The organism is Peribacillus sp. P4_D6 (assembly GCF_056401795.1).
This window is the reverse complement of sequence record NZ_JBFUIQ010000318.1, coordinates 1-1,483: the sequence shown is the minus strand read 5'-3', so window position 1 is coordinate 1,483 and position 1,483 is coordinate 1. Positions and strand designations below refer to the sequence as shown.

At 43.3% G+C, this 1,483-nt stretch carries 2 protein-coding genes; both read left to right on the top strand.

Translation table 11 applies throughout. From position 1 onward, the window contains the following. Positions 1-531, top strand: a 531-nt coding sequence (locus AC1DVB_RS27165) for an LLM class flavin-dependent oxidoreductase (protein ID WP_477591937.1), incomplete at its 5' end; no start/stop codon positions are given. Between the two features lie 91 nt (positions 532-622). Then, the coding region (locus AC1DVB_RS27160; protein WP_477591935.1) for an LLM class flavin-dependent oxidoreductase at positions 623-1,483 on the top strand (861 nt) is incomplete at its 3' end.

The following is a 1,483-nucleotide window of genomic DNA, read 5'->3' as shown; positions in this document are numbered from 1 at the left end:
GCTCCTATCCCAATGCTATTCCCTGAACCATGGATATTGGGAACAAGCGGGAAAAGTGCAAAACTTGCCGCTGAGAATGGAACTGCATACGCGTTTGGGGAATTCATGAGCGAAAATGATGGCGTGCAGAGTTTTAAACAGTACCGTGAGCACTTTCAAACAAAAGGGTTACTCAAAGCACCTAAAACGATTATTACGGTATCGGCCATTTGTGCTGAAACGGAAGAATATGCGAAAGAAATCGCCCTCAGCAACACCCTGTGGAAAATTCAAAGTGGACATGGGGAAAGAAAGCAAGTTCCAAGTATAGAAGAGGTAAGGAATCATGAATGGACTGAAAAAGAAAAAACACAGATGGAAACCTTGCATAAAAAACTGATTCTTGGTACCCCTTCACAAGTTAAGGATCGCCTAATGACGATTCAGGAGAAATATCAGGCAGATGAAATCATGCTGATAACCATCACTCATAAGTTGGAGGATCGGCTTAATTCGTTTCGATTGATTGCCAGGGAAATTCTTAACAGTTAATCCTTAAGCATTTTATGTGCATTTTTTGTGTATTTTCTATATGATGGCTTTGCGTCCGATTTATCATAATTGAAAGAAAGAAGATGAAGATATGAATGCTGATCAATATGCAAAAAAACTTGGCGACATTTCTTTTTCCGTTCTGGACCTGGCTTCTATTGTTGAAGGTGGTACAGTTTCGGGAGCTTTTAAAAATACAGTAGAATTAGCTAAACATGCAGAGCAATGGAATTACAACCGTTTCTGGGTTGCAGAACATCATAGCATGCCTGGGATTGCAAGCTCTGCAACGTCAGTGCTTATAGGCTATGTTGCAGGCAGGACGGAAAGGATTCGGGTAGGTTCTGGAGGCATAATGCTACCGAATCATGCACCGCTCGTTATCGCAGAACAATTTGGAACATTGGAAGCAATGTATCCTGGTAGAATAGATTTAGGACTGGGGCGTGCTCCGGGAAGCGACCAATATACAGCCATGGCACTTCGGGGTGATGTGCGTAATAACGGTCAGGATTTTCCTGAACAATTGGCGCAGCTCCGTAGCTATTTAGATGCGGATTCTAAACATAATCGTGTTCGCGCCATTCCTGGAGAAGGGCAGGACATCCCGATTTGGCTGCTTGGTTCAAGTGGGTTCAGTGCAGCATTATCAGCACAGCTGGGATTGCCATTTTCATTTGCAAGCCATTTTTCCCCTGAAAATACTCAACCAGCTTTAGCCCGCTACCGCAATAATTTCCAACCATCCGACGTTCTAGATAAACCTTATGTCATGGTTGGTATCAATGTTTTTGCAGCCGATACTACGGAAGAAGCGCAAAGGATTGCTACATCATATCAACAGCAGTTCTTGAATTTGATACGGAACACACCCGGCCAACTAGCTCCTCCAGTTGATACGATGGAAGGCCTTTGGACAGAATATGAAAAAGCCATTGTCATGAAGCAGCTG